The sequence below is a fragment of the Salinimonas lutimaris genome (genome assembly GCF_005222225.1).
GTDB lineage: Bacteria > Pseudomonadota > Gammaproteobacteria > Enterobacterales > Alteromonadaceae > Alteromonas > Alteromonas lutimaris.
Window position 1 is genome coordinate 4,003,156 of record NZ_CP036536.1, and the last position, 26,970, is coordinate 4,030,125.

The 26,970-nt window shown below is 52.6% G+C and carries 30 protein-coding genes; 8 read left to right on the forward strand and 22 right to left on the reverse strand.

The features are described 5' to 3' along the window. Positions 1-84: 84 nt before the first annotated feature. The 13 genes from chrA to gspC all read right to left on the reverse strand — a co-directional run bounded on the left by chrA (position 85) and on the right by gspC (position 12,883). Positions 85-1,272: a chromate efflux transporter gene (gene chrA, locus EZV72_RS17745; protein ID WP_137168487.1), complete on the reverse strand. Its 1,188-nt coding sequence runs from the start codon at positions 1,270-1,272 to the stop codon at positions 85-87. 176 nt (positions 1,273-1,448) lie between these two features. Continuing rightward, positions 1,449-2,204: a type II secretion system protein N gene (locus EZV72_RS17750; RefSeq protein WP_137168488.1), complete on the reverse strand. Its 756-nt coding sequence runs from the start codon at positions 2,202-2,204 to the stop codon at positions 1,449-1,451. Further along, on the reverse strand, positions 2,201-2,680 hold the full coding sequence (gene gspM, locus EZV72_RS17755) for a type II secretion system protein GspM (RefSeq protein WP_137168489.1): 480 nt from the start codon (positions 2,678-2,680) through the stop codon (positions 2,201-2,203). The genes EZV72_RS17750 and gspM overlap by 4 nt, the downstream gene beginning before the upstream one ends. Further along, entirely contained in the window at positions 2,677-3,876 is a 1,200-nt protein-coding gene (gene gspL, locus EZV72_RS17760; RefSeq protein ID WP_137168490.1) for a type II secretion system protein GspL, read from the reverse strand. Before gspL ends, gspM begins: the two co-directional genes overlap by 4 nt. Next, positions 3,876-4,967: a type II secretion system minor pseudopilin GspK gene (gene gspK, locus EZV72_RS17765; protein WP_269747628.1), complete on the reverse strand. Its 1,092-nt coding sequence runs from the start codon at positions 4,965-4,967 to the stop codon at positions 3,876-3,878. Before gspK ends, gspL begins: the two co-directional genes overlap by 1 nt. Further along, positions 4,964-5,611, reverse strand: a complete 648-nt coding sequence (gene gspJ / locus EZV72_RS17770) for a type II secretion system minor pseudopilin GspJ (RefSeq protein ID WP_137168491.1) — start codon at positions 5,609-5,611, stop codon at positions 4,964-4,966. Before gspJ ends, gspK begins: the two co-directional genes overlap by 4 nt. A gap of 1 nt (position 5,612) precedes the next feature. Further along, positions 5,613-6,008 (reverse strand): type II secretion system minor pseudopilin GspI, encoded by a 396-nt coding sequence (gene gspI, locus EZV72_RS17775; RefSeq protein ID WP_232364462.1) that lies wholly within the window; start codon positions 6,006-6,008, stop codon positions 5,613-5,615. Continuing rightward, positions 6,005-6,646 (reverse strand): type II secretion system minor pseudopilin GspH, encoded by a 642-nt coding sequence (gspH, locus tag EZV72_RS17780; RefSeq protein WP_137168492.1) that lies wholly within the window; start codon positions 6,644-6,646, stop codon positions 6,005-6,007. The genes gspI and gspH overlap by 4 nt, the downstream gene beginning before the upstream one ends. Before the next feature lie 3 nt (positions 6,647-6,649). After that, positions 6,650-7,084: a type II secretion system major pseudopilin GspG gene (gene gspG / locus EZV72_RS17785; RefSeq protein ID WP_137168493.1), complete on the reverse strand. Its 435-nt coding sequence runs from the start codon at positions 7,082-7,084 to the stop codon at positions 6,650-6,652. After that, the gene (gene gspF / locus EZV72_RS17790; protein ID WP_137168494.1) at positions 7,084-8,304 is read right to left on the reverse strand and encodes a type II secretion system inner membrane protein GspF; all 1,221 of its coding nucleotides are present in this window, start codon (positions 8,302-8,304) and stop codon (positions 7,084-7,086) included. Before gspF ends, gspG begins: the two co-directional genes overlap by 1 nt. Before the next feature lie 2 nt (positions 8,305-8,306). Beyond that, entirely contained in the window at positions 8,307-9,866 is a 1,560-nt protein-coding gene (gene gspE, locus EZV72_RS17795) for a type II secretion system ATPase GspE (RefSeq protein ID WP_137168495.1), read from the reverse strand. Between the two features lie 2 nt (positions 9,867-9,868). Further along, positions 9,869-11,917 (reverse strand): type II secretion system secretin GspD, encoded by a 2,049-nt coding sequence (gene gspD, locus EZV72_RS17800; RefSeq protein WP_137168496.1) that lies wholly within the window; start codon positions 11,915-11,917, stop codon positions 9,869-9,871. A gap of 18 nt (positions 11,918-11,935) precedes the next feature. Continuing rightward, on the reverse strand, positions 11,936-12,883 hold the full coding sequence (gene gspC, locus EZV72_RS17805; RefSeq protein ID WP_137168820.1) for a type II secretion system protein GspC: 948 nt from the start codon (positions 12,881-12,883) through the stop codon (positions 11,936-11,938). Between the two features lie 122 nt (positions 12,884-13,005). Here gspC and hslR point away from each other — a divergent pair, with 122 nt between their 5' ends. Both hslR and hslO read left to right on the forward strand, forming a co-directional pair. Beyond that, the gene (hslR, locus tag EZV72_RS17810; protein WP_137168497.1) at positions 13,006-13,410 is read left to right on the forward strand and encodes a ribosome-associated heat shock protein Hsp15; all 405 of its coding nucleotides are present in this window, start codon (positions 13,006-13,008) and stop codon (positions 13,408-13,410) included. A gap of 26 nt (positions 13,411-13,436) precedes the next feature. Next, on the forward strand, positions 13,437-14,345 hold the full coding sequence (gene hslO, locus EZV72_RS17815) for an Hsp33 family molecular chaperone HslO (protein WP_137168821.1): 909 nt from the start codon (positions 13,437-13,439) through the stop codon (positions 14,343-14,345). 70 nt (positions 14,346-14,415) lie between these two features. Here hslO and EZV72_RS17820 read toward each other — a convergent pair whose 3' ends face one another. After that, positions 14,416-15,978 carry a glucan biosynthesis protein gene (locus EZV72_RS17820; RefSeq protein WP_175405167.1) on the reverse strand — a complete coding sequence of 521 codons (1,563 nt, stop codon included), beginning with the start codon at positions 15,976-15,978 and terminating at the stop codon, positions 14,416-14,418. 290 nt (positions 15,979-16,268) lie between these two features. On the opposite strand from EZV72_RS17820, the gene EZV72_RS17825 reads away from it, so the two are divergent. Both EZV72_RS17825 and EZV72_RS17830 read left to right on the forward strand, forming a co-directional pair. Beyond that, complete coding sequence (locus EZV72_RS17825) at positions 16,269-16,811, forward strand: outer membrane beta-barrel protein (RefSeq protein ID WP_137168499.1); 543 nt, start codon at positions 16,269-16,271, stop codon at positions 16,809-16,811. Positions 16,812-16,928: 117 nt separating this feature from the next. Beyond that, positions 16,929-17,336 carry a septal ring lytic transglycosylase RlpA family protein gene (locus EZV72_RS17830; protein WP_137168500.1) on the forward strand — a complete coding sequence of 136 codons (408 nt, stop codon included), beginning with the start codon at positions 16,929-16,931 and terminating at the stop codon, positions 17,334-17,336. Here EZV72_RS17830 and EZV72_RS17835 read toward each other — a convergent pair. From EZV72_RS17835 to EZV72_RS17850, 4 genes are read right to left on the reverse strand one after another with little or no spacing between them, the layout of a single operon-like run. Further along, entirely contained in the window at positions 17,333-17,563 is a 231-nt protein-coding gene (locus tag EZV72_RS17835) for a YheU family protein (protein ID WP_137168501.1), read from the reverse strand. The two genes, EZV72_RS17830 and EZV72_RS17835, sit on opposite strands and share 4 nt — an antisense overlap. After that, positions 17,560-18,603 (reverse strand): hydrolase, encoded by a 1,044-nt coding sequence (locus EZV72_RS17840; protein ID WP_137168502.1) that lies wholly within the window; start codon positions 18,601-18,603, stop codon positions 17,560-17,562. Before EZV72_RS17840 ends, EZV72_RS17835 begins: the two co-directional genes overlap by 4 nt. A gap of 15 nt (positions 18,604-18,618) precedes the next feature. Beyond that, on the reverse strand, positions 18,619-19,107 hold the full coding sequence (locus EZV72_RS17845; protein ID WP_175405168.1) for a TIGR02444 family protein: 489 nt from the start codon (positions 19,105-19,107) through the stop codon (positions 18,619-18,621). Further along, on the reverse strand, positions 19,091-21,004 hold the full coding sequence (locus tag EZV72_RS17850) for an ATP-binding cassette domain-containing protein (protein ID WP_137168504.1): 1,914 nt from the start codon (positions 21,002-21,004) through the stop codon (positions 19,091-19,093). The genes EZV72_RS17845 and EZV72_RS17850 overlap by 17 nt, the downstream gene beginning before the upstream one ends. Before the next feature lie 150 nt (positions 21,005-21,154). Here EZV72_RS17850 and EZV72_RS17855 point away from each other — a divergent pair, with 150 nt between their 5' ends. The 3 genes from EZV72_RS17855 to EZV72_RS17865 all read left to right on the forward strand — a co-directional run bounded on the left by EZV72_RS17855 (position 21,155) and on the right by EZV72_RS17865 (position 23,369). Beyond that, positions 21,155-21,361 (forward strand): YheV family putative zinc ribbon protein, encoded by a 207-nt coding sequence (locus tag EZV72_RS17855; protein WP_137168505.1) that lies wholly within the window; start codon positions 21,155-21,157, stop codon positions 21,359-21,361. 175 nt (positions 21,362-21,536) lie between these two features. Next, the gene (locus EZV72_RS17860; RefSeq protein WP_137168506.1) at positions 21,537-22,628 is read left to right on the forward strand and encodes a DUF748 domain-containing protein; all 1,092 of its coding nucleotides are present in this window, start codon (positions 21,537-21,539) and stop codon (positions 22,626-22,628) included. Between the two features lie 63 nt (positions 22,629-22,691). Continuing rightward, positions 22,692-23,369 (forward strand): hypothetical protein, encoded by a 678-nt coding sequence (locus EZV72_RS17865; protein WP_137168507.1) that lies wholly within the window; start codon positions 22,692-22,694, stop codon positions 23,367-23,369. On the opposite strand, the gene EZV72_RS17870 is transcribed toward EZV72_RS17865, so the two are convergent. The 3 genes from EZV72_RS17870 to EZV72_RS17880 all read right to left on the reverse strand — a co-directional run bounded on the left by EZV72_RS17870 (position 23,359) and on the right by EZV72_RS17880 (position 25,297). Beyond that, positions 23,359-24,048, reverse strand: a complete 690-nt coding sequence (locus EZV72_RS17870) for a transposase (protein WP_137168508.1) — start codon at positions 24,046-24,048, stop codon at positions 23,359-23,361. The two genes, EZV72_RS17865 and EZV72_RS17870, sit on opposite strands and share 11 nt — an antisense overlap. Before the next feature lie 78 nt (positions 24,049-24,126). Next, positions 24,127-24,369, reverse strand: a complete 243-nt coding sequence (locus EZV72_RS17875) for a SlyX family protein (RefSeq protein ID WP_137168509.1) — start codon at positions 24,367-24,369, stop codon at positions 24,127-24,129. Further along, positions 24,362-25,297 (reverse strand): WD40 repeat domain-containing protein, encoded by a 936-nt coding sequence (locus tag EZV72_RS17880; RefSeq protein ID WP_137168822.1) that lies wholly within the window; start codon positions 25,295-25,297, stop codon positions 24,362-24,364. Before EZV72_RS17880 ends, EZV72_RS17875 begins: the two co-directional genes overlap by 8 nt. A 258-nt stretch (positions 25,298-25,555) precedes the next feature. On the opposite strand from EZV72_RS17880, the gene fkpA reads away from it, so the two are divergent. Further along, positions 25,556-26,317, forward strand: a complete 762-nt coding sequence (fkpA, locus tag EZV72_RS17885; RefSeq protein WP_137168510.1) for an FKBP-type peptidyl-prolyl cis-trans isomerase — start codon at positions 25,556-25,558, stop codon at positions 26,315-26,317. A gap of 259 nt (positions 26,318-26,576) precedes the next feature. Here the strand turns inward: fkpA and EZV72_RS17890 are convergent, their stop codons facing one another. Then, a complete protein-coding gene (locus EZV72_RS17890) occupies positions 26,577-26,846 on the reverse strand; it encodes a hypothetical protein (RefSeq protein ID WP_137168511.1) in 270 nt (89 codons plus the stop codon). Positions 26,847-26,970: the final 124 nt, after the last annotated feature.

Consider the following 26,970-nt stretch of genomic DNA (forward strand, 5'->3'; position numbering starts at 1 on the left):
CTGTGAAACTGAGGATTCAGGGACGATAACCTATCTCCTATTCATTGTTAAAGCGCTGCTCCGGCAGCGCTTTTTTTATGCCAATTAACCCAACAGTATTCCTGCCAGTGGTGTCAGCAATACCACCAGCCACACCGGCACTCGCCAGATCTGCAATGCGGTAAAGCTGAGCAGTACCAGTACCACATCGCTCGGACCATATACCGCACTGGTCCATACCGGATCATACAGCGCGGCCAGCAATAACCCGACAACAGCTGCATTGACCCCGTTAAGCGCGGCACGAATCCCCGGCTTTACCCGCAGTAGCTGCCAAAACGGCAGTGCCGCTATTACCAGTAAAAATGAGGGCAGAAAAATAGCGAAGGTTGCCAGCAAGCCTCCATAAACTCCGCCGATGCCCTGCTCCATCGACGCGCCCAGAAATGCTGCAAAGGTAAACAATGGGCCCGGCACGGCCTGCGCCGCGCCATAACCAGCCATAAAGGTGTGGTTATCAACCCAGCCAGCCGGCACCACCTCTGCCTGTAACAAAGGCAGAACCACATGCCCGCCACCAAATACCAGCGAGCCTGCCCGGTAAAAGGTATCAATAAGCGCCAGTCCGTGACTGGATGATGCGACCAGCGGCAGGCCAAACAGCAGTAATAAAAGTACCGCGCCGGCGCCCACAGCCGTGAAGCGGCGGGTATGTACCGGTAAATCATCGGTCGCGTCACCTGAGGCGGCCGGCAACAGCGCTCTGCCAGCCAGGGCAGCAGCCATAATAATAGCCAGTTGGATCCATACCGAAGGAAATAGCAGCATGAGTGCCGCAGCCAGAACCATCAGCGTGCGACGGGCACTATCGGGACACAGTTTCTGTGCCATCTGCCAGACGGCTTGTGCCACCACCGCCACGGCGGCCAGCTTCAGTCCAGCCAGCAGACCTTCAGGCAGCCCCTGACCAAAAGCCGTCAGACTCATGGCAAACACGATCAATGCAATGACTGATGGCAGGGTAAACCCGGCCCAGGCTGCCAGCGCGCCGGTATAACCACCCCGCGATAAGCCAATAGCCAGCCCCACCTGACTGCTGGCCGGACCGGGCAAAAATTGGCATAAAGCCACCAAGTCGGCATAACCCTCGTCACTTAGCCACCGCCGCCGGTCCACAAACTCTTGTCGAAAAAAGCCTAAGTGTGCCACCGGCCCGCCAAACGAAGTCAGTCCGAGCCGCAGAAAAATAAAGAAAATTGACCAGGCACCCGGTGCCGGGGTAGACAAAGCCATGACATGACTCCAACAATATCCTTGCAGAGTAAACAAAGGTAGGTAACTGCAATGCCGGTATGGTAATGCAGCCGGGCGGCGAGCGCTACACACGCATCGCTAAAAGGGGAAGCCAGCGGTTACAACAAGCGCCGCTGAAACGCCGCCGGCGGTCATCACCAGCGGTGAACCATTCACTATAGTTTAAAACGGGTATAGCCGTCAGCCTGAGGCTGGCCAAAAAATCCGGCTGCCTGATGCACTTCTCTGGGCAAGTCTTCATCCGGCTTGAACTTTCCGGCCACCGAAAACCGCGAGAACGTACTATTCACCACCGCGTCCATCGACAGGCCCAGTTTGTTGGGTTCACTGACCGTAATACCAATATCTTTATCTTCGCATCGTAAGGTAGCTTTATAGGTGCCAAAGTCAATCGGCCCCTGAGTACCGGCCACCGCAGCATTCAGCCAGCTGCCCTCGCCTTTCAGACGCTGACATTCGCCATTAAATTCCAGCTCGACGATACGGGCGCGAAAGCGGCCCGATGCATTAACCGGAATGGGCAGTGAAACCTGCGACAGGACCCGGGAAACCGGCAGATACAGCTGAAAGTCCTCCAGCTCAATGCGCTGCTGAGACAACAAACCGGTTGTCACCGGACCAGCGAAAGACACCTCATCAGCGCTGCGAATATTACCGCCTTCAAGATCTACACTGATGTTACCGGCAAGCAAGGCCAGCGGGTGCAGCTGCCAGCTGACATCATTGACCGGCAGGCCATTGACCACAATCTGTTGGGCCTGGCCTTCCCATAGCGTGCCTGACACGCCATAAATCTCAACATTGGCCGGCAACGTTGCCCGGCCGATAACCTGTGCAGCCGGCAGGTACATGATAAGAAACCCGACAAACGCAACAATTGCACCTGCGATCCACGCTATTTTGCTTTTCATGACTTTCCTAGTTGCAAGCGACGTATTTTAATTAACCCCGGTGCGCTGGCTTCAGTAATATCCAGTTGTCTGATCACCACGCCCATATCTTCCATGGCCTCCAGCCAGGCCAGCACCGCATCAAATGGCGCCTCATCTACCCAGACCTGCAACTCATCATTGAGCGGCTGCATACGGGAAACCGGGATAGAAAACTGCTGGGTAGAGCGGCTGACCGCCTGAGCCAGCGATCCTTGCAGGCCACCCTGCGTGCTGTTTGAGCGACGCAGTTGCTGAGCCCGGTTGGCATTTTCCTGCACCCAGCCAAGGAGTTTTTGCTGCGCGGTTACCCGCGTTTTCGCCTGTTCCAGACTGGTCGTTAGCGGCGACCAGATAATAAAGTAAAACAGAGCAATAATGATCATCACGCCACTAAGCAGCACCAGTTTTTGTTCGCGCTCGGTCAGCGCCTGAAATTTTTGCTTCAGTGCATTCATGACTGACTCCGAATACTGACATTTCCAATCACGCTGTTGTCCTGATTATTAATTGCGCCCTGCTCGACCGTAAAGCCCGCGCTTTCTGCCTGGCGGCGAAACTGTTCCAGCGCTTCAAAATTCTGACCAATCGCCTGCATCCGGATTTCGGTGCGGGCGGCATCAAAACGCAGTGTCTGCGGCCTAACCTGACTGGCTTTAAACGCCGGTGTCAGCTGTTCCAGCATAACCAGCATGCTGGCATCGCCACCACTGTGCTCCAGACGGGCCATCTCTGAATTGATTTTACGGCGCACATCCCGATACACCCCGATATCCGGAAAACCGGTTTTCACTGCCGCATCAATTTTCGCACTCAGCGCGGCATTTTGCTGATTAAGCTGATACAGGCTGACCGATTTATCAATCAGGCTGGTAACCAGCACCACCGCCAGCAAAATCAGCGGCAAACGCCAAACCTCCCACAAACCGGTGCGCTTGCGCTTGACCTTAAACTCCCCCTGCAGCAGGTTTACCTTACTGTGAATCGCCTGGGCGGCCAGTACCTGCATGGGAAGCTCCAGCACCGCCTGTTCTGCCTGTACATTGGGCAGACCGGCCACCGCCAGATCCGAATAGTTTTTCAGCCGGACCGGCTCGGGTTGTTGCTTAGCCAGGTGCGCAAAAGCCGGCAAAATCCAGCTTTCTTCGCCTTGCAGACCTTTCCAGATATCTTCGCGTAACAGCAGATCCTGACCAATTTGCAACAATGACCAGCTGCCGGTTTCTACCGGCACCGCCAGCACATCCGGAATAATGGTGTCACAGTACATATCAGCGTCTTGCATCCACTGCTGCCAGCGCCTGAGCTGTTCACGACTGACCACCGCCACAGCCTGCTCGTCCCCCTGACGTGGTCCCAGTGCAAAAAACTGCTCGGAGATATCTGAGGCCAGTTCATCTTCCAGCATATACGGAATAGCACCAAGCACCTTACGGCCGGCCCGTGGCGGCAGAGTTACCCAGGTCAACAGGATTTCACTGGCCGGTGCCAGCACAATCACCGGACGCTGGCCTGCCCGTTCAGTCAGGGTCGACAATTCGCCGGCATTCGGCAACTCCCCCGAGGCAATGACTTCCTGCTCAGTGTCTGAGTAAACCAGCCACTGCACAGGCTCATGATGTTGCGTCCCTAGCCGGACCAGTAATTGTTCCATTAATCGACTCCTGAAAACTCACGCCGTATGACTTTTGCCGGTGCGCTGGATGAGGCGCTTAATACCGAGGTCATGGTGAATGATGAGTTATTGTAGTGAGCTTTTGTATGCAAAATAAAGTATTGTGTCGACACACTGAACCAGCTGCGCTGGGTATCATTTAAATTCAGCGCATTGATTACTGGCTCAGCCAGAAAGTCTGCCGGTGTTTCCCAGCCATTAGCCGGCCTGCCGCTTATCAGACTGCGGGCCTGCGCCATATCCAGCCCGGTCAGCCCGGCCAGTACCGGCGCCCGCTCTTCGGTCAGGGTATTGACGTTGATGGTCAGCGAATCTTTTTCAGGAATCACACACACCAGTGGCAACAGCTTACGCATCCATTGCGGTTTGATGCCATTGACCAAACGCAGCTCAGACTGTGAGGTCATCAGGCGGTTAGCAGCCAGGTAAGGGGGTGACTTTGCCTCATAATCGGCATCTTCTGCGCCATAAGGACGCATCTGACTGTCTTCATCCAGCCAGTCAGCCAGGCTGTCGCGCAGGGTTTCTGCCTCATAACTGCTGATTTGCAGCTCCGCCACTGTCAGCATTTGCATAAAGGCGGTCATCTCGTCGGTGATATTGTCGCCAGCATTATTTGGCCCACGCGGACGACCGGCATTGGCGGTATTATTGTTATTGTTACTGGTACCGGACGCATTATTACTGGCAATCTGGTTATTATTATTTGGCTGATTACCGCCACCGCTCTGCGGCTCAGCCACCAGCGCATTTAAATTAAAGCAGCTTTGCATGTCTTCCAGCTGCGCCTCTATCGCCCCGTTTTCCACCGGGTAGGCAAACTGCTGAGACCAGGGCTGATCCAGCGCAATACGCTCCCCGGTTTGCTCCATCAGGGTTTGCACCGAATGGCGGGCAAAGGCTTCAGCGCCAATGGCATACCAATAGGCCTGATTATTGTTTTTCAGGTTCATCACCCGCTGCACCTGCAATTGCAGCCGGGTGCCCATCTCAGTGGCCAGCACGCTGACCAGAGCCACAATCATCAGTACAATAAGTAAAGCCACGCCGCGCTGCTGATGTCTTCTCACAAGCCTTCTCCGCGCAGGGTGAACTCACGCCGGATACGACCAAAGTCCCGGGTTTCTATCTCAATGGCCACCGCTTTAGGTAATACCGCGCCCTGATAACTTTCATTCCAGCTTGCGCTGCTTCCTTCATCTTCACTTAAGCTGAACGCCGAACTGTCTTCTTCATCGGTATCGACCAGAAATTCAATATTGAGGTCGCTTACCTCAGGTAGTAACGGACGTACTTTGGGTTCATACCCAATCACATTATCAACATAGTTGGTATATACCCGCTCCAGGGTATTATCCCGCAGTCGGTATGCCACCATTTGCTGGGTGCTGCGGGGCAGCAGCATTTGCGGGTTTTGCCAGCCGCCACGCACAAACCCGATCCCATCCGCATCGCTGTCATCGGTCTGACCGCCAGCCATAACAACCTGGGTCTGCTGACCGTCGCGCCGGATAGGCCGCTCTATGGCCTGGAGCAAATCCCGCTCTATCGTCAGCATGGCCCGTTGCAAGGCCTGCAACCGGTCAAAACGCTGCTCGGATATTTCGTTGCTGTCGATTACCGAGGTCAGAACGCCGGTGGATGCCAGTCCTATCAGCGCAAAAATGGCCATGGCAATCAGAATTTCCAGCAGGGTGAAACCGCGTTGCTGCATATTAGCCCCCACTCTGGGATGTGGCAGGACGGGTAACATAGGTGGTGACCGTCGTCACCGTATTTTGATAGGTGCTGTCCAGACCAACTGAAATATTAACCTGACGCAGCGACTCATTATTGGTTTTGATCACCTGCTGTTGCCAGTACCAGGTCCGGTCGGCCATTTTCTGGGTGCCTTTCTGATTGTTTTTAGGAGGCCAGCGGGTGGACAGTTTCAGAGCATTAAGACGATTATTCGCCACCCAGGTACCAAAGGTCACCTCTTCGATATCTGCCACACTGGCCAGATGCTCCGAGGCTGCTTTCATCACGGCGCTGCCGGTCAGGGCAAAAATCAGCAGGGCCACCATTACTTCCAGCAGGGTCATGCCCCGGTGCTGACGCCATCTGGTCATAGCTCAATCTGATCCAGCGGTCCGGTAAATTCCAGCGGCGGTACATCCTGATTTTGCAGCTGAAAATACACCGGTGACTCGTCACCAAACCCAGGCTCAAAATGAAAGGTCAGGACAAAAGGCGTGATTTCGCCGCTGGACATGATCATGATTTGCGGTGGAGGCAGGCGTTTTTGTGCATCATCCCCTACTTCAATGTCCGCATCATCAAGGCTGAACTGTTCATCAAAAACATCCCGGTCAAATAATTGCTGGTCCTGATTCCAGGGTAAATCATCCAGATTCAGTGACATAAAAAAGGGCTCTGCCAACTGGTGTTCCTGATACACTTTTTCGGCATCCAGTCGCTGCCAGCGATCGTTCTCATCTAAAAAAACAAAATAGTAAATGCCATCCCGGGGCTCAATGCGAATACCCAGCTGCTGCTGGTTCATCACCGCATAATCAGATGCCATGTCAGTGAGCACCTGCATACGCTTAACTTCTTGTTTAAGCTGGTCTGACTGACTGGAACCAAAGGCATTAAACACAACATAACCGGCTGTCAGCCCCATTAACAGCAACACCAGCATCACCTCCAGTAAGGTGAAGCCGTGGCAATGCTGCTGTGATGGTGCAGGCCGGTTACTGATGATCATGGCTTACAGGTAGTCGTTCACATTCCAGTTACCGATATCATCATCGGTTCCGGCTTCCATATCCGGGCCATTTGAAAAGATATCGATTTCACCCAGCTCCCCGGGGCTGATCAATGTATACGGGTTACCCCACGGGTCCTCAGGCAGGCGCTTGATAAAGCCATCCGACGGATAATTGCGTGGCAGCGGCTCAATAGTCGGCTCTTCTACCAGTGCGTCCAGCCCCTGCTCTGTGGTGGGAAAACGGTTATTCTTCAATTTGTACATTTCCAGCCCGCTTTCCAGCTGCTGAATATCCACCGCCGCTTTTTTCAGCTGGGCTTCTTCCTGGTTACCCAGAATAGATGGCGCCACCATAGAGGCCATTATGCCGATGATAAGCAGTACCACCATGACTTCAATCAAACTGAAACCATTCTGTTTTGTTCGCGTTTTCATTATAAATTCACCATATTATTCAATGCTAAAATGGGTTGCAGGATGGCCATTACAATAAACAGCACAACCCCGGCCATGGTCACAATCAGTAAGGGCTCAAACACCTTGAGTGACACACTGACCAGTGACTCAAACTCCCGGTCCTGGTTATCTGCCGCCCGGGCCAGCATGCCCTGCAGCTCGCCGGATTTCTCACCCGATGCAATCATATGCATCATCATTGGTGGGAACATACCTGTATTATCCAGTGCCGCCCGTAAACTGCTGCCTTCTTTTACATTGACCGCAGCAGTGGCTATCTGGTTCTTAATATGTTTATTTTCCAGTACATCCGCTGAGATACGCATGGCCTCAAGCAGTGGCACCGCACTGGAAGACAAAATACTCAGTGTTCTGGCAAACCGGGCGGTATTTAATCCGCGGGACACCTTGCCTAACAACGGCAGGCGTAAAATCAGCTGATGATACTTCAGTTTCAGGGCCGGGCGTTGCAATAAGCGCTGCACCAGCACCGCCAGCACACCCAGCACAATAAGCAGATACACGCCGTAGGCCTGCAGCCAGCTACTGATACTGATAAGCAGCTGGGTAATGGCTGGCAAATCCTGTCCCATATGATCAAACTGACCCACAATTTTAGGCACCACCACAGTGAGTAGCAGCAAAACAATACCAATGGCAAAAAACATCATCAGGGAAGGATAAATCATCGCCTGGGTGATCTGACTACGGGTTTGCTGACGCCGCTCGGTATAGTCGGCCAGACGATTAAGCACCGTATCCAGGTGACCTGACTTTTCGCCGGCTGCCACCATGGCCCGATAAAGCTCATCAAACACACTGGGAAATTCGCCCATGGCGTCAGCCAGGCCATGGCCTTCCACCACCTTACTGCGTACCGCCATCATCATATTGCGCTGGGCGGGCTTGCTGGACTGCTCTGCCACCGCCAGCAGCGCTTCTTCTATCGGCAGGGCAGATTCTACCAGAGTAGCCAGCTGACGGGTCAAAAGCGCCAGTTCAGCAGCAGAAATACGCGGTTTAAACAGGTTGAAACCACTGCTCTTGCTGCGCTGCTTTTCAGCCACCTGTTCAACATCCGTCGGGATCAGACCTTTTTCACGCAGCTGCTGGCGCACCTGGCGGGCATTATCTCCTTCCAGAACGCCACTGACATTACGGCCCTTAGCATTGACTGCCTTGTACGAAAATGCCGCCATGCCTAATCTTCCCGGGTGACCCGCAATACCTCTTCAAGAGAAGTCACGCCTGCCAGCACTTTGCGGCAGCCGTCTTCACGGATACTGGGGGTGTATTTTCGAATATGACGTTCAATGGCCTGCTCGCCTTTCCCGGCATGCATCATGTCGCGAATCGCTTCATCAATCAGCAGCAGTTCATGAATGCCGGTCCGGCCGCGATAACCAGTCTGGTTACAGGCCGCGCAGCCTTTGGGGGCATAAATATCCGGTATGCTGGCCAGCTCAGACACGCCCAGTACCAGTGCTTCGCTTTCGCTGGGCGCATGGGCCACCTTACAGTCCGGACACAGGGTTCTGACCAGGCGCTGGGATAATACCGCCAGCAAGCTGGACGATAACAAAAACGGCTCAATACCCATGTCTTCCAAACGGGTAATCGCACCGGCAGCGGTGTTGGTATGCAGGGTGGATAATACTAAGTGACCGGTTAAACTGGCCTGAACCGCAATTTGCGCGGTTTCGATATCCCGAATCTCACCGACCATCACGACATCAGGATCCTGACGCAAAATAGCCCGCAGTCCACGGGCAAAGGTCATATCCACCCGCGGGTTTACCTGGGTCTGGCCAATGCCCTGTAAATCAAATTCAATCGGGTCTTCCACCGTCAGAATATTGCGATCTTTACTGTTAATCTCGGTCAGGCCAGCATACAAGGTGGTACTTTTACCCGAGCCCGTTGGACCGGTCACCAGAATAATGCCGTGCGGTTTGCGAATCAGGCCGGAGAAATGATCCCGGTTAGCCTTGGTCATACCCAAATCTTCCAGATTCAGGCGGGCATTATTTTTATCCAGCAAACGCAGTACCACCCGCTCGCCGTGGCTTGACGGCATGGTCGATACCCGCACATCCACTGCCCGGCCCGCGATCCGTAATGTGATACGGCCATCCTGCGGCACCCGCTTTTCGGCAATATCCAGCTTGGCCATAACCTTGATACGCGATACCAGCATGGAGGAGAGTTTGCGATTAGGCCGCAGAATCTCGCGCAGCACACCGTCTACCCGAAACCGCACCACCAGCTGGTTTTCAAAGGTTTCGATGTGAATATCCGACGCCCCTTCCTTGATGGCCTCACCCAGCATGGCGTTAATCAGCTTGATAATCGGAGCATCATCTTCGCTGTCGAGTAAGTCCTCGGTGTCCGGCAGCTCGTCAGCCAGGGCAAACAAATCACTTTCGTTGCCCAAGTCTTCCATTAGCTGTTTAGCGGCAGAGGAGTCGCGCTGAAACGCCTGAGTCAGAAAACGCTCAAAGTCGTCTTCGGGAATTTCCTGTAGGGTAAACGGCTCACCAAAAAAGCGGCGCACCTCTGCAAACACGGTGAAAGGCGTACTGGCGGTATGGTACAGGATCGCCGGCTGCTGATTGGTTTCCAGCAGCACATGATTGCGCCGGGCAAAGCTAAAGCTCAACTGGCGCGGGCCACCATCGGGCTCACCGCTGCCGGTTTCGTCCAGCGCTTCTTCCTGCGCCTGTAGGGCAGCCTGCTGAAGCTGTTCTTCCGTGCCTGCCATAATTAATCGTTATCCTGTTTTTTCTGCTGCTCCAGAATATAGTCTTCAAACGATGGTGGCAGCGCCAGTGAATCATCCCACTCTGGCATAGTTGGCTGGTCATCTTTAGACATAAACGATGCGCCTTCCTGCTGATGACGCAGTTGCTGGGCCCGGATATAGTTATACTTGCGATGGCTGATTTCATTCATGGTCACCCCGTCGCGCACAATTTTAGGACGCAGGAATACCATCAGGTTACGCTTACGCTTACTGGTCGAGGTACTCTTAAACAGGTTACCAATAATCGGGATATCGCCCAGCAGCGGTACCTTGGACACACTTTCCTGTACATCTTCGTCAATCAGTCCGCCCAGCACAATTGTACCGCCATCATCCACGATCACCGTGGTTTTAATCTGACGTTTATTAATAGAAATATCCACAGAGGTCGCCCCGCTGACACTCGACACTTCCTGTTCGATGGTCAGCTGTACCGCATCGCCTTCGTTGATTTGCGGGGTGACTTTAAGTTTGATCCCCACTTCCTGACGTTCAACTGTCTGAAACGGGTTAGAGTTGTTATCGCCGGTGGTGGTACCGGTAATAATCGGTACTTCCTGGCCCACAATGAAAAAGGCTTCTTCGTTATCCATGGTGGTCAGATGCGGTGTTGCCAGTACATTGGAGTTGGTATCCGTGCTCACCGCCTGCACCACAGCGCCCCAGCCATCTTCGATCACACCGGCAATCAGCCCGTTTGCTCCGGATAACAGGCTGGCCAGTGCAGTCAGGTCACCCTCATCAGTGGTGGTCACCTGAACCACATTACCTTCGTCGGTCACATAGGCTTCGGTATCGGTGTCATCTTCAGCCTGTTTTAAGGCCACACCCAGTGAGCCTACCGGTACCACGCCATTGTTAAACTGGGTACCACCACCGCTTTCAGACACCCACTGCACGCCTAAGGTCGTGCCGTCGCCTTCAAACACTTCGACAATAATCGCTTCTACCTGCACCTGGGCACGGCGCACATCTAACTGACGAATCACTTCTTCAAGCGACTGCAACATATCCGGTTCAGCGGTAATGACCACCGCATTTGAGCTGGCATGCGACTCAATAGAGATATCCCGGTTAGTTGAACCGCTACGACGGGCATTGTTACTGCCACTGCTTTCTTCAGCCTGAATACTGGCCGATACGCCCTGCAGTACCTGTACAATGTCTTCGGCCTTGGCATAGTTTAAAAAGATAACCCGCGTATTACCGTTGGTTTCCAGTTCCTGATCCATGCGCTTGATCAGGTTAACAATACGCTTTCTGGCTTTCTCATCGCCGCTGACAATCACTGAGTTGGTGCGATCATCGGCCACCGCCCGCGGGTCGGATTTGCCACCGGCCGCCGCTTTACCCTGCGACTTATTGATGCTGTCCACTATACGAACCATCTCTGAGGCTGAGGCATATTTCAGTTTTATAATTTCTACCTCTTCATCACCGGCGCGGTCCACCCGCTCGATGATTTCAACCAGACGATTCACCACCGCCGCGCGACCGGTTAGCATCATCACATTAGACGGGTCATGGCTGACTACGTTACCACCACCTGCCTGGTCATTGAGCTGACGTAAAATAGGCGCCAGCTCGCGCACCGGTACGTTGTAAACCGGCACCACCCGGGTGATCATCTCATCGCCATCGCGCAGCGCGCCTTCTACAACCGGAATATTCGAAGTTTTGGCATCTTTTGAGCGGACGACTTTCAACACCCCGTTGGGCATCTCCACAACAGCAAAGTCGTAAACCTGCAAAACGTTTAAAAAGAACTGATAATACTGATCTTCGTCCAGCATATCGTAACTACGCACGCTGATTTTACCGCGCACATTCGGGTCAACTATAATGGTCCGCTGAAGATTTTTTCCCACAATATTAATAAATTCATTAATATCCGTATCTTTAAAATTGGGCATGTACTCTGCTGCGGTGACCGACACGCTGACACACAGCATGGCGGCGCAGATTGCGGCGGTTATGTTTGAAAACCAAGTACGACGTGCTCGCCTCATATTCCTGTAATCCTATCGTTATTCTGCGCCGGGTTCTGGCATATCCAGATACACCGTCAGGTATTCACCGTCACGGGTCATGGTAAGTTCGATGGTTTGAGCGGAGCGCAAGGTATTCATTGCCTCCATAGACTGCTGCGTATCCGTCAGATCCAGTCCGTTTATCTGCACAATAACATCGCCAGCCTGAAGCCCCGCTGACTGAAACAGCGCCGGGTTCTTACCCGGTTTAACCTGATACCCCACCAGTTGTCCGCCTTCGCTGTACGGTGAAATAGAAATAAAATCGGTAAAGTCGCCAGGCTGCTCACGCAGTGAGGAGGTGGCTTCAATCGCCTCGCGGCTCAACTGGGGACGGGCTTCACGCTCAGGCGGGGGGTTGTTGGGAGCTAACGGGCGCTGACGGCTGCGGTTAGCCTGCTGTCGGCGCTGATTTGCTTCATCGTAATCAAGCCCGTCAAGCATCAGGGTCTCATCCCGGCCGCTGTTACGAATGATGACCCGGTCGGCCTGTACCTGACGCAAAGTGGCGTTAGTGCCTTCAATTTTTTCGCCCAGGCCATACACAACCTGGGTGCCTTTGTTTTCTATAATCGCGGTGGCATCGTCTGCCACTGAGGTAGCTACCACGCCGGTCAGGGTAAGGTTGAGGCGGGTTTCAGGCGCATCGGTCACTTCATCGGCAGGCTCCTCGACCGGCACCTGATTCAGTCTGCCAAATAAATTTAACTGTTGTAATTGGGTAATATTGACCCCACTTTGGCCTGCAGACTTATTAATAGGGGCGGTGGCATGTGATGCCGGCGCTGAGGCCATGTCAGGTGCAGGCACAAATTGCCATACCAGACGGGCTAAAAAGGCGAGAAGATACAGGCTAAGCAGTACGATCACCACCAGTCGTAGCGTTTTTTGGTGCCGGCCGAAGGTCGTGGCCATTGATTGGTAATTGAAGGTATCGAGTGTCATGCTGTTAACGAGGTACTGCTTTTTAATAGTTAATATAGGTAAACCGTGTACTAGCTGGTTCATCATAGCCTAGTCGACGTGGGGGTCACAACACTAAAACGTAAGAGTGACAAAAATATTACATGAGCAAACCAACACAATCGCAACAAGCAGAAAATGTGAGGCTGGACAAATGGCTATGGGCTGCACGCTTTTTTAAAACCCGTGCTATAGCCAGAGACATGGTTCAGGCCGGAAAGGTTCAATATAATGGTCAGCGGGCCAAACCGGGCAAGGCTGTGGAGCTTGGCGCCATGGTGATGATCCCGGCTGGCTATGACATGAAAGAAGTGGAAATTAAGGGCATCAGTGATAAGCGCCTGAGTGCGCCACTGGCACAGGAACTTTACACCGAGACCGATGCCAGTATCGCCAAACGGGAAGAAAATCAGCTGGCCAGGAAGCTCAGCACCTTCCACAGTCCGAAACCCGACGGCCGCCCGGACAAAAAACAACGGCGGGAAATTATTAAGCTTAAGCACAGCTAAGCTGTAGTACCACAGGATTTATAATGATGAGCAACCTAGACCAACTACACCGTTTTATGATTGACCAGGCCAATGTGCGTGGTGAACTGGCGCGGCTGGACAACAGCCTGCAGCATATTATTCATAACTATGAATACCCGGTACAGATTCAGCAGTTGTTGGCCGAAATGTCGGCTGCTACCTGCCTGCTAACGGCTATCTTAAAGTTTAAAGGCGAGATTTCCCTGCAAATTCAGGGACAGGGTCTGATGCGCTATGCCGTATTAAGTGCTACGTCCGATTTTACCATGCGTGGCGTAGCCCGCTGGGATGAAAGTGTGACAACCCTGCCTGAAAGCTTCAGCGAACTGGTGGGTGAAAAAGGCGTGCTGGTTATCACTATTTCTCCCCAAGAAGGCGAGCGCTATCAGGGTGTGGTAGCCCTGGACAAACCTACTCTGGCCGAGTGCATTGATGCCTACTTCCAGCAGTCTGAACAGCTGGCGACCACAGTGCGCCTGTTTACCGACCTCAGTGACCCGGAAAATACCAAGGCCGCCGGCATGCTGCTGCAGGTGCTGCCTACTCAGGCAGAGCGTACGGATGTGGCTGAAAACTCCGGGTTTGATCACCTGAGCACACTGGCCAGTACCCTGACCACCGAAGAAATGTTCAGCCTGCCGGTGCAGGATATTCTGTATCGTCTGTATCATCAGGAAGACGTGACGCTGTTTGAGCCTAACGATATTTCGTTTGCTTGTACCTGCTCTCGCGCCCGCAGCGCCGAGGCGCTTCGTAATGTGGATAAAGCCGAACTGCTGGACATTGTGGCAGAAGAAGGCGCCATTAAAATGAATTGTCAGTATTGCCACACTGAATACCGTTTTGACAGTATTGATGTAGAAGCCATTCATGGCGGTCATGTGGCAGACAATACCCCGGACCAGGCACAGTAAATCTGGCTTGCCAGTACTGGCACAAAAAGCCCCGATAACGGCGACCAGCAGGTCGCCGTTTTTATATCAGTTACTGCGCCGGCTGATACACATAATGCCAGACCTCGCTGACCGCCTGTTTGTTGTGTTCCAGCACCAGCTGAATATCGATCGGCTTGGCGTCTGCTGGTAATAACAAGAATGTGGCCCGCATTTGCCGGTTTCCGTTCACATTGTAAATGCTGGCATCTTTGATCTGTGCGTTATCCGCGCCCATGATCAAGTCCAGCTCTTCAGCGGGCAGGCTGAAACCGCTGGGCAAGTCAAAGTCCACCACAAAGCGCCGGATAACCTGTCGCGCCGAGGACTCAAACCCGGCGGTTTTACTTGCTCCCTGCCGGGTACGGGCCACCACCGCTTTGTTATACACCAGCGGATTGTGCGTCATGGTGTGCATGGTGTAGCGCAGATACCGGCTTTGCCCTTTTTTAACCGACTGCGCGGCTACCCAGTGAGCTGAAATATTGTCATGAATCTCAGAGTCAGCGGGTATTTCCACCGTCTCCAGATGCCCTTCGCCAAAGCCTTCCTTCGGCTTTACCCACAGGCCGGGACGTAACTGATAGTTTGCCTGTGCATCCAGATAATTATCAAAATCACTATCGCGCTGTAAGATACCAAAGCCTTTGGGCACGGAAGCTGGCAGCGCAGAGATTTGCAGCCGGTTAGGATTGGTCAGCGGCCGCCAGATCTGTTCTGCTTTTTCATTAATCATCAGCACCCCGTCGCTGTCATGGACTTCAGGACGGTAGTCATCGTATTGACGTTCGGTATTCTCGCCGTACAAAAACATGCTGGTAAAAGGGGCCAACCCCAGTTTTTTCACACTTTTTCGGGCAAACAACCACCCTTGCACATCCACCTTCACCTGCTTACCCGGATAAAATGAAAAGGCATAGGCTCCGGCCACCGATGCGCTTTCCAGCCTGGCGTACACCGTTACCGCCTCATCGCTGCCCGGCTCAATCAGCCAAAAGCGGGTAAACCGGGGTGTTTCCTCCCCTTTAGGCAAAGCGGTATCAATGGCCAGCGCCCGGGCGGCAGCGCCAAACTCCTGTTCAAAGCCGGCCAGACGCATAAACGATGCACCATCAAACTTAACAAACGGCTTGCTGTGCCCTTGTGCATACAAACTGAAGCCGGCAAAGCCGGTGATGCCGTCCAGTCCGGTGATGGCTTCGGCATCTTTTCCATAGTCAAACATAGCCGGGGTGAAGGCCAACTCGGTTTGCCGGTTATTACGATTCACTACCACCACTGGCACCGGCTGATGCGCACTGAGCCCGGGATGAACAAACGTGACACTAAACGGTTGCTGATCTTTCCACAGCGCCTGTTGGGGTTTAAAGGAAATAGCCTGGTACTGCTCGTACTGCATATTGGCAACCGATTCGGGCAATGTCAGCGGGGCCGGCGGGGCACTCTGTTCGGCTGACTGGCGCGCCTGCTCTACAATGGAAAAAAGAATCGGCTTATTGCGCGGTAAGTTCTGCTCACCGACCGGCTGTGCCTGCGCACTGCCTGTTAGCCATACTCCAGCGAGCATTCCTGCCACCACTGCCCGCCATACACTGCCGATACCACATTGTTTCATATTGTCTCCTTGATTTGCAGGCGCTGTGCGTCTGCTCGTAGAGCTAATACGCATGGCCGGCGAAAAAGGCATCACCCTGCTGCCTTATTTGTAGGAAATCCGCAACACCAATGGTGTTTTATCGGCAGTTTCATGCAGTGAACCGACAAATTTCACGCTTGGTCGATAAAGACTTTATTGTTTTATTTCATAGGTTTAAAAGAATTTTACAGTTTATTTTTCAAAGCTTGCACTAAAAAGTGGCAAGCCACTTGCTCTTCCTTCGAGCAAAAAGCAATAAGGAGCTTCACATGAAACAACGAATCACACTGCTCACTGCGGTTATTGCCGGTACCTTATCCTGCTCGGCCCTGGCGGCATCGCCTAACTGGCAGTTTGCCGAAGCCGGTTATACTAATCTGGATAATGACTTTGTTGATTTTGATGGCTTATCCATCAGCAGCAAATACCTGCTGGACAACAACATTTACCTGAATGGCGAATACAGCGATTTGAGTAAAGATGATTATGACCTGAACCGCACAACGCTGGGTGCCGGTTACCGGATCCCCATGAACAGCACCACCGATGCCTATGTGGGCGCGAACTATGAGCGTGTTGATACTGATCTGGTTGATGAAAACGGCTACAGCGTGAATGCCGGGGTGCGCTCCATGGTAACCCGTGAGGTAGAGCTGATGGGTCAGGTTGGTTACTACGATGTGGATGACGGTGACGTTACCGTGAAAGTAGGCGCTAACTATTACTTTGCACCGCGCTGGGCTGCAGGGTTAAGCTACGAAAAAATTGATGATGCAGATATCACGCAGGTCACTGCCCGCTACACCTTTTGATATCTGAGTACTGAATCTGTTGTAAAAAGACCCGGCCGTTTCACACGGCCTTTACGCAGGCAAATCGGCCTGAGGCAACCCCTCCAGGCCGATTTTTTTACCTGAGAGACCAAGACTATGTCCCTGCCCGGATTTAATATTGTAACCCGACGCTTTCTCGCCCTAAGCCTGCTGCTGTTACTGGTGAGCGGCTGTACCAGCATTGCCAGTCATTCCCCTCAGCAACTGGTGGGAACCACCCAGACAGGTAAAGCCAGTTATTACGCCATGAAGTATCAGTTGCGCACCACCGCCAGCGGTGAAACCTTTAACCAGTGGGCAGCTACCGCAGCTCACCGGCATTTACCCTTTGGCACAAAAGTGCGGGTGACCAACCTGAATACTCAGCAAAGTACGGTGGTCAAAATCAACGACCGCGGGCCATATATCGACGGGGTCATTATTGATTTATCGCGCTCTGCGTTTGACGACATTGGCGATCTGGACGCAGGTATTATTCCGGTCAGCATCCAGGTGATTAATTAATGGCTGTCGTCAGCCAGCAGCGCATCTTTTGGCTTAATATCGATCGTCTCATGCAGCTCTGAGTACACCAGCACCACCTCGCCGGCTTTCAGCTGGGCAATGACCTGCTCGACCTTGTCGGCAAAACTGGCTTCTATCTCACCGTAATCGGTTCCTTCGCGCAGCACAAACGACTCGGCAATACTGTGCAGGGTGTCAGCTTCAAGTTCACTGATAGGAATAATCATAATGGTTGCTCCGGTTGCTGCCCGTTAGGGGGTTGCGGTAAAAACTGGGCAAAAAAGCGTTTAACCCTGGCCTGCAGCCAGACCTGCGGACGCAGTATATTGCCCTGCATAAACCCGACATGGCCGCCGCGATCGCTCAGCTCAATGGTCACCGCTTCTGCCAGCTCCGACTCCCTGGGCACGATAAGGTGATTCATAAAGGGATCGTCAATACTGTGCAGTACCAGCGTCGGACAGTGAATGGCGCTCAGATAATGAAACGCACTGCATTTTTGGTAATAATCCTCAGCATCAGCAAAATCGTGCAGCGGTGCTGTCACCCGGTCGTCGAACTGACGAAAATCGATGATGCTATCCACATCAGACGGACTGAGCTGAATAAGCTTACGATAATCAATAAATTTCATTTTCTGCTTTAGGGTCGCTTTCATGCTACCCAGCAGGTATTTCTGATACACCCGGGAAAATCCCTGATTGATGCTGCGCGAGCACTCACTGAGTTTTAACGGAGCCGAGATGGCCACCGCACCCTGCAGCCATTTCTGGGCAGGGTTTTCGCCCAGTAATTTCAGCAGCATGTTGGCGCCCAGCGAAAAACCCACCGCCACTTTCGGCAGGTGTGGGAAGCGCTGGTTTAGCATATCCAGAAAAAACGCCGGGTCTTCGGTTTCACCCGAGTGGTACGCCCTGGCCTGGCGATTTGGCTCGCCGCTGCACGAACGAAAGTGCATCATCACCACCTGCCAGCCCTGTCCGCTGAGTGCAGCCATCATGTCGTTGGCATAGTGGGATTTAATACTGCCTTCCAGGCCGTGGAACATGGCCACGATCCCGGTCGTTTTGGCCGGCTTGGGCCCCCAGGCCAGATCCAGAAAGTCATCATCGGGGGTGTTAATGCGCTCCCACCGGAAAGTCAGTGGCAGACGCTTTTGAATAAAGCGTGGCCAGATGGTTTGTACATGGCGGTTTTTAGCCCACCAGGGAGCGGTAAAACTACTGCTTACGATTTTTCCGTGTAACCGATTTTTACGTTGCGTCATTGGGTAAATAACTGCTTATAGCGCCAGTTTAATTAACGTTCGCAGGTCATCCATAGCCTGCGGCTGATCTTTTAATTGCCAGGCGTGGATAAAAGCCACAACACCGGCGTTAATGCCCGGCAGGTCGCTGCTTTCAACCTGCATATTGTTAAATGCGTCCACCAGCTCCTGTTGCTGCTGCGCTTCAAGATTGAGTTCCTGCTGCTTAAGCGTGGCGTACTGCGCATGGTCTGCATGGGCAGGCTCCTTGGCTGCGCGACGCTGCTGCCGGTGAAGCTTTAAAGTCTGCTCACTATGGGCAATTGCCGCTTTTAAGGTTTGCCATTGTTTGAGCACCACAATGCGCTGGTGATCCAGACACCAGCATAACAGCAGCAGCATATTCACATTGACGCCGCAGGTATCCTGCAAACGCAGGCATAATGCAGCCACATCCGGATTGCGATAGACCTGATTGGTGTACTGCCAGAATGACTCGGCGGTTAACTCATTGTTCTGTGTCATATTCCTGCCTTGCTGCTTCAATCGATTCCTGGGCTTCCAGCCAGGCCATTTCATGTTCTTCCAATGCCTGCTTCAGGCGAGTCTGCTCATTTAAAAGCGACATCAGTCTGGCTTTGTACTCATCAGTATACAGTTGTGGATCGGACAGTGACTGTTCCACCTCCTGCAATGTACTGTTCAGTGCGGCCATTTGTTTTTCGTGTTTTTCCAGGGTTTTCTTTAATGGCGCAATAATCTGACGAAACTCAGCCTCGCGGCGTTTCTGCGTTTTGCGATCATCTTTGGGCTTATCGGTTTTCGGGCCTTTTTCCAGCGCCCGGGCCTGGGTTTGCTGAGCCAGAATCCAGTCCCGGTAATCGTCCAGATCGCCGTCAAACGGTGCCACCTGCCCCCGGTCCACCAGATAGAAGTCTTCGCATACCGAGGATAATAAATACCGGTCGTGTGAAACCAGAACCATGGCGCCCTCAAAACTTTGCAGCGCCACATTCAGTGCATGGCGCATTTCCAAATCCAGATGGTTGGTCGGCTCATCAAGCAGCAGCAGATTCGGCTTAAGATAGACAATGAGCGCCAGCACCAGACGGGCTTTTTCACCACCGGACATGGGCGCCACCGGCTCCAGCGCCTGGTCACCATGAAAACCGAATCCGCCCAGATAATCACGCAACTGCTGATCGGTGGCTTTACTGTCCATACGCTGCAAATGCAGTATTGCTGAGGCTTTGGGGTCCAGGTATTCCAGCTGATGCTGGGCAAAATAACCCACATTGAGTCCCTGCGCGGTGGTGAACTCGCCCTGCATCGGCGACAGCACGCCAGCCAGCAGCTTGATAAGCGTAGACTTACCCTGCCCGTTTCGTCCCAGCAGACCAATCCGGCTGCCCGGCACCAGGTTCAGCTTAACCTGCTCCAGAATCACAGTATCTTCATAGCCTAGCTGCACCTGATCCATCCGGATGAGCGGATTGGGCAAACCGGTCGGTGGGGCAAACCCAAATCCGAACTGGCTACTGGCATGAGCCGGCATAATGGCTTCCATTTTTTCCAGCTGCTTGATGCGGCTTTGTGCCTGTTTGGCCTTACTGGCTTTGGCTTTAAAGCGGGTGATAAACGACTCCAGATGGGCAATCTTGTCCTGCTGTTTCTGGTATTCAATATTCTGCAGACGGGCCCGTTCGGCCCGCTGTGTTTCATAGGCTGAATAGTTACCGGTGTAGGTCACCAGTTTTTGATGCTCAACACTGACTATCTGTCCCACGGTGTTATCGATAAAGGCTTTATCGTGAGAAATCAGCAGCAGGGTACCAGCATAGCGCTGTAGCCATTTTTCCAGCCAGATAACCGCATCCAAATCCAGGTGGTTGGTCGGCTCATCCAGCAACAATAAATCTGACGGGCATAACAGCGCCTGAGCCAGGTTCAGGCGCATCCGCCAGCCACCGGAAAAGTCAGTCACCGGCGCGCTTAGCTGAGCGTTGGAAAAACCCAGACCGTCTAGAATCGTCGCTGCCCTGGCCTCCACATCATAGGCACCGGCCTGTTCAAGCTGACCATGCAGCGCGCCAATCAGCTCACCGCTGTGGGCTGCTTCAGCCTGCGCCAGGCGCGCCTGCAAATCGCGCAGATGTTTATCACCGTCAATAACATAATCAAGGGCCGCCCGGTTCACCGCCGGGGTTTCCTGGGCCACACTGACAATCCGCCAGTGAGCCGGCACACTGCATTCGCCGGCATCCACCGACAACTCATTACGAAGCAGGGCAAACAGGCTCGATTTACCGCACCCGTTACTCCCGATAAGCGCCACTTTGTGGCCGGGAAAAACCTGTGCTGAGGCTTCTTCTAGCAGCACTTTGCTACCACGTAAAAGTGTGATGTCAGAAAGCTTTATCATTGTTGCATTGCGTCCCTTGTTAAACGGCGCGTTATAGTAGCAAAAATCACAGATTCTGGCTTGTATTAAGTGCGTTTAACCCTGCCCCCTAAACAAGCCATGCAGGATTGCGGTATACTAAGCAGGTACTGTTTAATTGCACGAGGCATTATGACTAATAAGCAACGTCGCCGTTTCATCGCCGGTGCGACCTGCCCGGAATGTAAAGCGCTGGACACCATCAGTCTGTATTTTGAAAACAATGTTGAGAAGCTCGAATGTGTTGCCTGTGGTTATCAGGAATCACAAACCGAAGACTCTGTGAAATCACAGACCCGTGAAGCCGAAAGTGTGATTGGCATCTTTAAACCTGAGTAATTCTTACCGGCCCGGTCATGCTGTTGTGCAGCCCTTGCAGAACAGCCGGTAGCGGCAATAAACACCCCATCAAAAACACTTTAAGTTCAAAGTGTTAGCAAAAGTCGTATTGGCAGAATTTGTGGCACAGACTTTTCAGGAAAAATGATATCACCCACCTGATAATACACCTAAAATGGCAAAACGAGCTTCATGGATTGGCTGGCTGATTGGCCTGATTATTCTGCTGGCAGGAATTCGTATGTCGCTGCCCTACGCAATGCAGTGGTATATCAATCGCACCCTGAGCCAGATGGATGGCTATTACGGACAGGTCGGCGATGTGGATATTATGCTGTGGCGCGGCGCTTATAGCCTGGAAGATTTGTATCTGGTAAAGCGTGGAGGGGATATCGACACCCCGCTGTTTGCGGCGGACAATATTGATTTCAGTCTGCTTTGGTCGGCGCTGTTTAACGGTGCGGTGGTTGGTGATATTACCCTGACCCGTCCGCAGGTCAATTTTGTTGATGCCAGCAATGATAGTCGGGATCAGACCGGCGGCTCGCAAAACTGGCTCGATCTGGCCAGTCAGCTGTTTCCGCTGAAAATTGATAATCTGGTTATCCGGCAGGGACAGGTGCGTTTTCACAATCCGGATGCCACGATTGATGTTGCACTGCATGATATTGCCGCAACAGCCACCAATCTGGTCAACAGTAAAGACCTGTCTAAAGATCTGATTGCCACGGTGTCGATGCAGGGAAAAACTGCGGGTCAGGGTACCCTGTTAGTGGATGCGTCGCTAAACCCCAGTACCGCTAAACCCACCTTTGATGTGGATGTGCAGGCCAATGACGTGGCTCTGGTCAACTTTAAAAATGTGCTGGATACCTATGCCCCGTTTGACCTTGAAGCCGGCACCCTGGAGCTGGCTCTGGAACTGGCCAGTGATAATGGCACCGTGACCGGTTACATCAAACCGGTACTGCATCAGGTGGAGGTGTTTTCCTGGAAAGGAGATATTGAGCGGGACAATGATGGATTCTGGGGCGGACTGACCGAAGCCCTGTCGGCCTTTGTTGCTGAGATTTTTGAAAATCAGTCCCAAGACCAGATAGCAACCCGTATTCCGATTGAGGGCCAGATAGACAGCCCGTCGCCGGAAATTCTGCCAGCGCTTGGCCAGGTGATAAGTAACGCATTTATTCAAGCATTAAAAGGCGATGTGGAACAGAGCATTAACCTGAATGATGCCACCGAAAAAAAAGTGCAGAAGAAAAACTAGCTGGCAGAACCGCTGTCGGTTAACCATACTCAGTAAATATGCTTATTGAGGATGTATGTGACTATGCCATACCGTGCCAGTTGGCTTTTCTTCTGGTTTGCTTTCATTGTTCCGGCCAGCGCGGCAGAACATGTGCTCAGCGTGGTCGACCACCCCGGTGCCCATGCCATGAAACCGGTGATCAGATCGGCCTATCAGGAGCTGGGGCTGACGGTCAGGTTTGAGCCTATGCCAATTGGCCGGCGATTACTGGCTCTGCAAAACGGCACCACCGATGGTGATGTGCTGGCCCGCAGTAACCTGCAAGATAAATATTCACAAGTTTTGCGGGTAGGCCCGCCTATCACGCAGGTGGATGTGTTATTGGTATGCCCGGCTGATGTTCGGTGTGACAGCAGTGTGCTGCTTTCCGGTGAGGCAACAGTGGTTATTGACCGGGGCAGCGCCATGCTGCTCCAGGAAGGGCTGGCTCTGGCTTTACCTGAGCGGCACGAATATATTGAGTCCCCTCCGCTACGCACCAGCTTGTTTAACCGCCACAGAATTAATTATTTTGTTTACTTTAAAGGTAATGGCATCGGCGGTTACACCGTGACCCGCGCGCATAAGAAACACCTCATCGGCAGCCATCAGTTTTACCACTATATTAACAAGCGCCACGCCAGTCTGGCAGAGCCACTGAGCGCAGCGCTAACGCGCGCACTCACCCGGCCCCCCTCGGGGCAAATGGCTACCCAGTAGCCGCCGCATTTTTTCTGGGGCGGCCTGGTTTGCCAGCCAATAAGCGCCGGCCAATCACCGATTCCAGGCGCTTGATAAAATGCTCATCGCCCAGCGCCAGGCCCATTTTCAGCGCCTGCCCTATTTGCTGCTGCATGCTCGCGGGCAAAGACTGAACACAGCGTGCCAGCCAGACTTGCTGACGTTGTTGCCGGGTCTCTGCCAGGGCAAGCATGCTGGCATGCTCAGTAATATACTGAATGCTGTCCTCATGCCCGGGTAAGGCGCTACTTTGCAGTGAATCCGCCTGCCCGCTACTGGCAAAACAGCCTTGCTCAATATACTGGTGAACCGCCAGCAGGAAGTCATCAGACAAAATCAGGGACGATTTGTAGCGGTCTTGCCAGATCCCTCCTTTATGATGATATTTCTGATTGTAGTGCTGCACATACAAGCGGCCGGTGGCCTGGAACATACTGGAAATACCCGTGGCGGTGGCCGGGGTTACCAGCAGCTGTACCTGGGTATCGGTCATGGCCCAGGCATGCAGGGCAACCTGATAACGTCGAGCGTACTGACACAGGTATTGCAGATATTGTTGTTTGTCCTGCGCATCGGGCAGCGCCACAATGTCAGGACGGGCAACACGATACAGATGCTGCGGAATACCGGCAGGGGATGTGCGTAATTTTCGGGCCATAATGCTGCCTCAGACACAAGATTGTTAAAATATAGACAACAATCACTGGTCTCGCTAACTATGACCCTTAAAAATCACTTAATAATGCGGTGGCGGTGTTTCTTCTGACTGCTTGGCCAGACTAGAAGGCTCCATAGCCTTTACTTTGCCCAGTACATGCTTAAGCTGCACCTGCAACTTTTCGATTTGATATTGCTGACCGGTCAGAGCTTCGTTGAGCTCATCGATGGTGTGCTCCTGAAAGGCCAGTTTGGTCTGCAGATCTTCAATTGCCTGCTCTGCCAGGCGCAAAGCCTCGGCGTGCTGTTCGGGGTTACTCATATTCTATCTTCCACAATTCGGCCAGGCCGCTGCTGCTTTCTGACAGGATTTCATTATTGCCAACAAAGCCCACGGCATACACCACGGCGCTGGGCGGCGATACGCCTTTTTTAGGCGCGACTTTCCAGTCAGCCAGCTGCTCGCCGGTTTTCACATCCCACAGATAAATGTGCCGCGAGGGTGAGCCGGTCAGCAGATATTTTCCATCCTGAGAAAAAACAGCATCGGTAAAAATTTTCTGGCGCGCAATATACTGTAAGTTGGACACCGGCGCACCCGTTTGCAGATTCCAGATTTGCGATTTTTGCTGACTGTCAGCAGTAAATGCGTAGCGTCCGGCATCATCCAGCGCAACCAGCGTCACCCGACTGGGATGAGCAAAGGTATACACTATCTGGCCGTTATCGGTATTCCACAAATAAGCCACATAGTCATTCCCCCCCGTGAGCGCGTATTTGCCGTTAGGGGAAATATCCACACTGTTGATTTTTTCCTGATGGCCAAAAAACTCCAGCCGGCGCCCGGACTGTGGTTCAAAGTACATTACCTTGCCATTAGACCGGCCGACCAGCACGCCACGGCCCTGATTCGACACCGCAATGTCCCGTATTGAAGACTCATCGATTCGCCAAAACCCGATAGGCTCGCCGGTTTCCATGCTCCATAACGCAAAGGCCTCCCGATCAGAGGTCACCACGGCTTTGTCATCCGCAGAAATATGCACCGCAGCGACCAGATTGGCCACTTCGCCCTGGTGAGACCAGTGATACAGCGGCTTATTCTGCTTCACCTGCCAGACATTAATACCATTATTAGCGCCCGATACTACCGCGTATTTGCCATCCACCGAAATATCAGCGGCAAACGCGCCATCACCGGCATGTTGCCAGCGATTCTCCGGCTCGGTTTCAGGTACAGAACATGCCATCAGCGTCAGCAGAGCTGCGGTGAACAGCACACAGGTGCGGAACCATCGGGTGAATATCATGTCAGACTGATTTTCCTTGGTTACTATCTTGGTTATTGGGGTTTACCTTAGCATGCACAGCAGATAAATCATGGCTGGCACTTGTAATCTAAGGTATACGCCTACACAGTATACAGTAAATAATCAAAGGGCAGAGACACAGACGGTAAGCTGTGGATATCTGCACCCTTACCCCATACACAAACACGGAGATACATTATGCGTAAGTCGCTTGTCGCCCTGTCGACAGTTGCTGCTCTTGGTCTGGCGGCATGTCAGCCGGACACAGCCCAGGAAACGGCTCAGCCTAGCCTGAAGAAGGAAGAAATGACCGATTCACAAAAACATGCTTATGCCATGGGTGCGAGCATGGGTCTGTTTGTGAAAAATCGTGCTGATCAGCAGGAGCAACTGGGTGTGCCGCTGGACGAATCAGCGCTGCAACAGGGCTTTAAAGACGGCTTAGGCGACTCTCTGGCATTCAGTCAGGAAGAAATTCAGCAGATCGCTCAGGAAGGCGAACAGGCCCTGCGTGACAAGCAGCAGGCCCAGGCTGAAAAGCAAGCTGAAGAAAATGTTCAGAAAGGCAAAGATTTCATGGCTGAAAATGCCAAGAAAGACGGCGTTAAAACCACTGAGTCTGGTATTCAGTACGAAGTACTTCAAGAAGGTGAAGGTGACAGCCCGGCTGCTGAAGATACCGTGAAAGTGCATTACAAAGGCACCCTGATTGACGGTACTGAGTTTGACTCATCCTATTCTCGTGGTGAGCCGGCAACCTTCCCGCTTAACCGGGTCATTCCGGGCTGGACCGAAGGTGTTCAGCTAATGAAAGAAGGCGCGAAATACCGCTTTGTTATTCCACCAGAACTGGCTTACGGCGAACGCGCAACTGGCGCTATTACGCCTAATTCAACCCTGGTCTTTGAAGTAGAACTACTGGATGTGGTTGATACTGATGAGGAAGCAGCGGCGGAATAACACCTGCCTTTGCCACAAAGAAAAATAGCCGGTTATTAGCCGGCTATTTTTTTGTTTGTCATTCAACGACGTATCCGTGTCTGCCTGGTCCTGACGAGCAAAACGCTTGTTGTGTTAAGCGCGTAGCTACATAGTAATGCAGCTTTTTCGTATGCCGTTGGCTGAAATCACCCTTTCAGTATATGCCCCTGTTTATCGATTGCCAGCGCATTATAAAACCGTTTTGGAACTAAAAACGCGCACTATATAGCCAGACACACTAAAGTAACAGGTAGCCTCGCTGCTTACGTTTTTGCCGCACCGCTTCGCACCGCCGTAACATGATCTGACCGACTTTAAGCATGGCAGCCCCGCCTAATATCAGCACACCGGTATTAAACCACTGCGCCTGTAATACCAAAGTCGCCATACCTACGACTAAAAAAATACCACCGGTCATAAGCAGAAAAAAACCCAGAATACCCAGCCCGTTGACAGGAGGCTGTTGATGCCGTTCGAATCCGGCGGATTTACAATGATGACTGACCATAATGATGCTCTCTTTAAAGTTGCAATCCATTGACATGGATATAACTAAGACCCATATTTACGTCGAATGTTCAGTTATCTCCACGATATCTGCCGTACCTGTCCGAATATTAATGATGAGCTAA

What these genes read in the sequence shown, in the direction of transcription:
- EZV72_RS17835 (WP_137168501.1), bottom strand. Translation starts at nt 17,563, where the DNA reads ATGATTATTCCTATCAGTGAACTTGAAGCTGACACCCTGCACAGTATT.
- gspF (WP_137168494.1), bottom strand. Translation starts at nt 8,304, where the DNA reads ATGGCGGCATTTTCGTACAAGGCAGTCAATGCTAAGGGCCGTAATGTC.
- gspC (WP_137168820.1), bottom strand. Translation starts at nt 12,883, where the DNA reads ATGACACTCGATACCTTCAATTACCAATCAATGGCCACGACCTTCGGC.
- EZV72_RS17825 (WP_137168499.1), top strand. Translation starts at nt 16,269, where the DNA reads ATGAAACAACGAATCACACTGCTCACTGCGGTTATTGCCGGTACCTTA.
- EZV72_RS17880 (WP_137168822.1), bottom strand. Translation starts at nt 25,297, where the DNA reads ATGGCATGTTCTGTACCTGAAACCGAGCCGGAGAATCGCTGGCAACAT.
- gspE (WP_137168495.1), bottom strand. Translation starts at nt 9,866, where the DNA reads ATGGCAGGCACGGAAGAACAGCTTCAGCAGGCTGCCCTACAGGCGCAG.
- EZV72_RS17830 (WP_137168500.1), top strand. Translation starts at nt 16,929, where the DNA reads ATGTCCCTGCCCGGATTTAATATTGTAACCCGACGCTTTCTCGCCCTA.
- EZV72_RS17870 (WP_137168508.1), bottom strand. Translation starts at nt 24,048, where the DNA reads ATGGCCCGAAAATTACGCACATCCCCTGCCGGTATTCCGCAGCATCTG.
- EZV72_RS17865 (WP_137168507.1), top strand. Translation starts at nt 22,692, where the DNA reads ATGCCATACCGTGCCAGTTGGCTTTTCTTCTGGTTTGCTTTCATTGTT.
- hslR (WP_137168497.1), top strand. Translation starts at nt 13,006, where the DNA reads ATGAGCAAACCAACACAATCGCAACAAGCAGAAAATGTGAGGCTGGAC.
- fkpA (WP_137168510.1), top strand. Translation starts at nt 25,556, where the DNA reads ATGCGTAAGTCGCTTGTCGCCCTGTCGACAGTTGCTGCTCTTGGTCTG.
- hslO (WP_137168821.1), top strand. Translation starts at nt 13,437, where the DNA reads ATGAGCAACCTAGACCAACTACACCGTTTTATGATTGACCAGGCCAAT.
- EZV72_RS17850 (WP_137168504.1), bottom strand. Translation starts at nt 21,004, where the DNA reads ATGATAAAGCTTTCTGACATCACACTTTTACGTGGTAGCAAAGTGCTG.
- gspG (WP_137168493.1), bottom strand. Translation starts at nt 7,084, where the DNA reads ATGAAAACGCGAACAAAACAGAATGGTTTCAGTTTGATTGAAGTCATG.
- EZV72_RS17860 (WP_137168506.1), top strand. Translation starts at nt 21,537, where the DNA reads ATGGCAAAACGAGCTTCATGGATTGGCTGGCTGATTGGCCTGATTATT.
- gspI (WP_232364462.1), bottom strand. Translation starts at nt 6,008, where the DNA reads ATGACCAGATGGCGTCAGCACCGGGGCATGACCCTGCTGGAAGTAATG.
- EZV72_RS17855 (WP_137168505.1), top strand. Translation starts at nt 21,155, where the DNA reads ATGACTAATAAGCAACGTCGCCGTTTCATCGCCGGTGCGACCTGCCCG.
- chrA (WP_137168487.1), bottom strand. Translation starts at nt 1,272, where the DNA reads ATGGCTTTGTCTACCCCGGCACCGGGTGCCTGGTCAATTTTCTTTATT.
- EZV72_RS17875 (WP_137168509.1), bottom strand. Translation starts at nt 24,369, where the DNA reads ATGAGTAACCCCGAACAGCACGCCGAGGCTTTGCGCCTGGCAGAGCAG.
- EZV72_RS17890 (WP_137168511.1), bottom strand. Translation starts at nt 26,846, where the DNA reads ATGGTCAGTCATCATTGTAAATCCGCCGGATTCGAACGGCATCAACAG.
- gspD (WP_137168496.1), bottom strand. Translation starts at nt 11,917, where the DNA reads ATGAGGCGAGCACGTCGTACTTGGTTTTCAAACATAACCGCCGCAATC.
- gspJ (WP_137168491.1), bottom strand. Translation starts at nt 5,611, where the DNA reads ATGCAGCAACGCGGTTTCACCCTGCTGGAAATTCTGATTGCCATGGCC.
- EZV72_RS17840 (WP_137168502.1), bottom strand. Translation starts at nt 18,603, where the DNA reads ATGACGCAACGTAAAAATCGGTTACACGGAAAAATCGTAAGCAGTAGT.
- EZV72_RS17820 (WP_175405167.1), bottom strand. Translation starts at nt 15,978, where the DNA reads ATGAAACAATGTGGTATCGGCAGTGTATGGCGGGCAGTGGTGGCAGGA.
- gspL (WP_137168490.1), bottom strand. Translation starts at nt 3,876, where the DNA reads ATGGAACAATTACTGGTCCGGCTAGGGACGCAACATCATGAGCCTGTG.
- gspH (WP_137168492.1), bottom strand. Translation starts at nt 6,646, where the DNA reads ATGATCATCAGTAACCGGCCTGCACCATCACAGCAGCATTGCCACGGC.
- EZV72_RS17750 (WP_137168488.1), bottom strand. Translation starts at nt 2,204, where the DNA reads ATGAAAAGCAAAATAGCGTGGATCGCAGGTGCAATTGTTGCGTTTGTC.
- EZV72_RS17845 (WP_175405168.1), bottom strand. Translation starts at nt 19,107, where the DNA reads ATGACACAGAACAATGAGTTAACCGCCGAGTCATTCTGGCAGTACACC.
- gspM (WP_137168489.1), bottom strand. Translation starts at nt 2,680, where the DNA reads ATGAATGCACTGAAGCAAAAATTTCAGGCGCTGACCGAGCGCGAACAA.